The sequence below is a fragment of the Streptomyces sp. NPDC049915 genome (assembly GCF_040656475.1).
Lineage (GTDB): Bacteria > Actinomycetota > Actinomycetes > Streptomycetales > Streptomycetaceae > Streptomyces.
This window is the reverse complement of sequence record NZ_JBFAMH010000063.1, coordinates 1-3,989: the sequence shown is the minus strand read 5'-3', so window position 1 is coordinate 3,989 and position 3,989 is coordinate 1. Positions and strand designations below refer to the sequence as shown.

The 3,989-nt window shown below is 66.8% G+C and carries 5 protein-coding genes and 1 pseudogene; 3 read left to right on the top strand and 3 right to left on the bottom strand.

The window, feature by feature from the left end; genetic code table 11:
• A partial coding sequence (locus AB0J12_RS39330) for a hypothetical protein (RefSeq protein ID WP_363269613.1) occupies positions 1–441 on the bottom strand: 441 nt, incomplete at its 3' end.
• 587 nt (positions 442–1,028) lie between these two features.
• On the opposite strand from AB0J12_RS39330, the pseudogene AB0J12_RS39325 reads away from it, so the two are divergent.
• Positions 1,029–1,325: pseudogene (locus tag AB0J12_RS39325) on the top strand (hypothetical protein); the annotation flags it as partial.
• A gap of 215 nt (positions 1,326–1,540) precedes the next feature.
• On the opposite strand, the gene AB0J12_RS39320 reads toward AB0J12_RS39325, so the two are convergent.
• A complete protein-coding gene (locus tag AB0J12_RS39320) occupies positions 1,541–2,080 on the bottom strand; it encodes a hypothetical protein (protein WP_363269612.1) in 540 nt (179 codons plus the stop codon).
• Positions 2,081–2,554: 474 nt separating this feature from the next.
• Between AB0J12_RS39320 and AB0J12_RS39315 the strand changes: the two genes are divergently transcribed.
• Together AB0J12_RS39315 and AB0J12_RS39310 are read left to right on the top strand one after the other, a co-directional pair.
• On the top strand, positions 2,555–3,010 hold the full coding sequence (locus AB0J12_RS39315) for a hypothetical protein (RefSeq protein ID WP_363269611.1): 456 nt from the start codon (positions 2,555–2,557) through the stop codon (positions 3,008–3,010).
• Positions 3,011–3,160: 150 nt separating this feature from the next.
• The gene (locus tag AB0J12_RS39310) at positions 3,161–3,445 is read left to right on the top strand and encodes a hypothetical protein (protein ID WP_363269610.1); all 285 of its coding nucleotides are present in this window, start codon (positions 3,161–3,163) and stop codon (positions 3,443–3,445) included.
• A gap of 355 nt (positions 3,446–3,800) precedes the next feature.
• Here the strand turns inward: AB0J12_RS39310 and AB0J12_RS39305 are convergent.
• The coding region (locus AB0J12_RS39305) for a transposase (protein WP_363269609.1) at positions 3,801–3,989 on the bottom strand (189 nt) is incomplete at its 5' end.

Here is a 3,989-nt window from a genome sequence, read left to right as displayed (position 1 = left end):
ATCCTGCCCCGGGGTGGCCGCTAGACTAGCCGGGGCGGTGGGCCCGGGGCGGGCGCGCACCACCCGGTGGAACTCGGCGTGGGCGGCGCGGAAGACAGGGTCGTGGAAGGCGATGATGCCGAGCGTCGTGGAGGCGGAACGTCGGCGCAGTGCAGCGAGCAGGGCGTCCGGCAGGGGGTGCCCGGCGGTACGCGCTACGTCCGCGCCGGTCTCGGTCAGTGCCAGATTGCCGCGATGGTTGATGGTGACCAGGCCGTCCAGCAGGAGCTGGGCGGCGGCCGCCTGGATGTCGTCCTCGGTCAACCAGCGACCGGCGGCCGCACGGTAGGGGTCGACGGGTGCGGCAGGGAGCCACGCGCGCAGGCGGTCGCGCACGACGGGCGCCCCGTACAGAAGGACCGTGACGGAGACGACGGCACAGGCGAACGCGACGGGATCCACGCGCCGAGCCTAGGCCGTGTTCGCCCTGTCAGGACAGCCGCCCGCCAGGCCAACCACGACTGATCGTGTTGGCACTGGCGGTCAGCAGTGCCACCCAGAGGCCACCGGGACCGCAGCCACGCCCTGAGCACCACTCTCCCACCGCCGCTGACGCCGGTCAGCCGTATCACCGATCGGTGTCACCCCTCCACCCGGGAGAGGCCGCTTCGTCCGAGAGCAGACCGCGGACGTCGATATCCCCCGGCCTTCGAAGGGGGAAGACCAGGAGCCACCCGCCATGCCAGGACGGCCATCGGAACATGACCACCGCGGTTCCCAACCCCACGCCAGCGGGAACTGGGACCGCGCGACCTTCCGATGCACGCGTGTCATCCGGCCCACCACGCAGAATCCAGCGCGGTCACGCGTCGTCAACCCCCCGCCGTCAGCAAGGCGATTCAGGCCGTCTCCCAGCCCCCGGGGTTCAGTCAGATATCCGTCAAAGCGGATCAAGCCCACCGTCAACATCGCCCCCGTCCGACCGAGACGAGTGGCTGTAGCCCGTCTGATCGACGGCCACCAGCAGCGCCTGACTCGATACCGTGCTCCTGGCCCGCGCCGCGTACGCGGTGTACGAATCCCTCGGACAGCAACGCGCCCGGGTACGCACCATCGCGCTGCGCGCCGACGCCCTGCAGCCCGCGGCCAACGCCACCCGCCAGCTCACCCTCGACAACGCGGACGACAAGCCCCTCGCGATCGAAGCCGTCGCCGACCGCGCCCGCGCCCGCTTCGGTCACGGCGTGCTCTACCCGGCGTCCCTCGCGACCACAGCACGCACACCCCCGAGCGTGGGCGAAGATCCGGGCATCCACGGGCCGCAGCAGACAGGAGGCGGCAGGTGACATACCGCGTCAGGGTTCAGTTCACGCATGACGGCCCGGCGGTGACCGGGGAGTGGAGCGTCTCCGATCCCCCCGGCCAGTCACGCAAGAGCCAACGAACCAGTGGGCGGCATGGGTACGGTCAGCACCTGCGATGCCACCACGCCAATTCCGGGTCTGCCGTCGGCTCGTGATGCGTTCGCCTGAGGAGCAACACGTGGACTCCGCACAAGCCGTTACGTCGGTCGCCTCTCGAGCAGCTCGTTGAGGACCGACATCTTGTCGGGCCGTGCCTCCAGCAGGATGAGGCCGAGCACGGCAACCGGGTCGAGCGCGGGATCGCTGCGGGTGACGTATGTGTGGACAGTGCGGTCGGGCCGGGACGTCTCCCTGACCTCAAGGATGGTTCGTTCTTCGGATGTTACGGAGAAGTGCAGCTTTCTGCGGAATCGAGCACGGCGGATGCGGTACTCCGCTTCCCACAGCAGCACGGTGTTCCCACGACGCTCTCCCACCGGCTGTCCATGTGCCGACAGCAGGGGCTGCCCGTCATTGAAGTCGACGAGCAAACGCGGGTCGTCGCCGACTCGGTCCGTGCTGCCCAGCACATGCTGACGACCAGGGCCGGCCTGCGCCGCGAACGCTCCGACGGGTTCGCCGTCCAGTTGGAAGAACGAACTGAACGTCCACATCATCGACTGGCCCGGCCGAAGCCCACCGCTCGTCGTCACCGGCGCCTCACCCAGTTCCCGAAAAAGCACATCGTCGTTTCGCACATGGTCGCTGAGCCCCCATCGGCAGCTGGGACATGACATTCACCAACGGAGACGTGAGCATTCCCGACGCGGTTCTTCATGTTGTTGCTGTGCCTCCCGCGGAGCAGGGCGGGGGTGCTGGCCGAGCAACTCGCGTCGTCTACCGCAGTGGCCCTAGACATCGGCAGTCGAGTGAACGCCAGCGTTCCTCTCAGAACAAACGGCGCGGTCTGCGTCTATGACCTGTCCTCCTGCGCCCTCTGCGGTCACTTCAGCCAGTGCCTGCCCGACCATGCCGAGTGGAACTTGGCCGACGGCGCCAGGAATTGTCTACTCCCTTGACCTGGGTTGATCAACAACTCCTGGGTCCGAAGAGTGGGCCGTGGCGCAGGAGACACGCCTGACCTCCTGCGCAAAAAGGATCACCCTGCCGCGCTCGTGTCCGTGGTTCGCGGCTCGAACGCCCGCCCTCCCTTCAGAGGCAGGAGAAACAAGATGACATCCCGTAGTGCGATCAAGCGGGTCGGTATCGCCGCTGCGCTGGGCCTGGCTTCGGTGCTGACGTGCGTCTCGCCCGCGAGCGCCGCAACCGACATCATGAAGGCCGAGCCCTTCAACGCCAACAAGCTGATGTTGTCGATCTGCAATGGCCGCACAACTACCTCGTACTGGCGGCTCAACCTCCAGACCGGTGAGCTCGTGAAGCTCACACCGGCGCGTTGGAGCCTCCTGTTCAACGTCGGCTCCACCACGTTGAAGCAGCCCTGGGAGGCTTTCCAGGGCCACTGCTCCTACCCCCAGTCGTCCAGCTGGACCTGGAACGGCCCTGAGAAGCAGATCAGCGACACTCTGGTGAACTGCAGCTACAGAAGCACACTGAGCCTCTTCAGCCTGACCCTACAGTCAGCGCGGGTAGGCATCGCCGCCGGTGGAGATCCGACGTTCCTGTGATCTCGGCGGCGACCGCCGGGGTGTCGGCCCGGCCGAAGTCCGGGCGCAGGTCGCAGGTGGCGTGCCGGTCGCCGGTCGGCACGACAGGCCGGGTGATGGCTGCGGTCTTCGTCTGCATCCTCTTGACGAACTCTGCTCTATGCTCGGGCGATGGCCGATGTCTCGAGGATGAAGACCTTTTTTGCCAGCTGCATGGACAACACGGCGAAGGTCGGCTTCAGCCTTGTCGACGGTCGCGAGTTTCTCGGCTGGATCGCTGAGGTCGCGGACGATCGGGTATCGGTCGCTTGGGCACCCAGCCCGATCTTCATGCAAGCCACGGGCGGCGAGAAGTGGAATTTGGACGATTCGTGGATACCGTTCAGCGCGATACTGGCCGGGACACTCGCGTGGTACGACACGTCTGCCAGGCGGTGGGTGACGTACCCGCATTGAGCTTCTTCAGCGTTGCCGCTCCAGGGTGAGGATTCACCAACGAGGCCACCGAGCAGCGTGGTTGAGACGTCAGATATCTCGATCAACAGCTCGGGGGCCTCGCTCGTTGCGCTTCATGGACCGTCACCCGATCGTGCGGCAGACCCAAGCTCACTGAGTCGGCCGACGCAGACTGAGGGCCCGCCTGCCGCAGCACGCCGTGGCTTCGCCCCGCCCGCCGACGGGCACGGACCGCCACGACCACGTCATGCTTGATCTTGAGCGGGTAGCCCAACTCAGGGTGCTCGGAGCGGCGTTGGTGGACCGCCGGGGAATGACAAGATCAGTGCACTGAATCGGACCTGGTTAAATGGCCCTAACAAAGCCTTTGGACGTGGCGGTGGGTGATCAGGCAGACGGCGAGGCCGAGGAAGGCCTCGTGGATGTCGTCGCGTCGTTCCCACCGGATCCGCAGTCGGCGAAAGCCATGCAGCCAGGAGATCGTCCGCTCGACGACCCAGCGAAAGGTGCCCAGGCCGGTGCCGTGGGGCTGCCCGCGTTCGGC

Coding starts and splice junctions, on each gene's coding strand:
- AB0J12_RS39315 (WP_363269611.1), top strand. CDS start 2,555: ATGACATCCCGTAGTGCGATCAAGCGGGTCGGTATCGCCGCTGCGCTG.
- AB0J12_RS39310 (WP_363269610.1), top strand. CDS start 3,161: ATGGCCGATGTCTCGAGGATGAAGACCTTTTTTGCCAGCTGCATGGAC.